The sequence below is a fragment of the Thauera sp. 63 genome (assembly GCF_000310165.2).
Classification (GTDB): domain Bacteria; phylum Pseudomonadota; class Gammaproteobacteria; order Burkholderiales; family Rhodocyclaceae; genus Thauera; species Thauera humireducens.
The window spans coordinates 1-407 of sequence record NZ_AMXC01000092.1; the positions used below are offsets into that span (position 1 = coordinate 1).

Annotated in this window: 1 protein-coding gene; it reads right to left on the reverse strand. The window is 66.6% G+C overall.

Translation table 11 applies throughout. From position 1 onward, the window contains the following. A partial coding sequence (locus tag C664_RS20095; RefSeq protein ID WP_038012766.1) for an arsenic transporter occupies positions 1 to 407 on the reverse strand: 407 nt, incomplete at both ends.

Below are 407 nucleotides of genomic sequence, written 5' to 3' on the forward strand. Positions count from 1 at the left end.
AGCGCCGCGCCCGAGTTCAGCCCGAACAGCGAGATCGCCACCGCCACCGCCAGCTCGAAGAAGTTGGACGTACCGATCAGGCAGGCCGGCCCCGCCACGTTGTGCGGCAGCTTCATCGCCTTCGCGGCGACATAGGCGATCAGGAAGATGCCGTAGCTCTGCACCAGCAGCGGCAACGCGATCAGGCCGATCACCAGTGGTTGCGCCACGATCGTACGTGCCTGGAAACCGAACAGCAGCACCACGGTGGCGATCAGGCCGACGATGGACCAAGGCTTCAGCCGGCCGACGAATTCAGCGACTGCCTGTGCCGAACGGCGTTCGAGCACGTGCCGGGTCGCCATGCCGGCCACGAGCGGCAGCACCACGTAGAGCACCGTCGACAGCAGCAGCGTCTCCCACGGCAC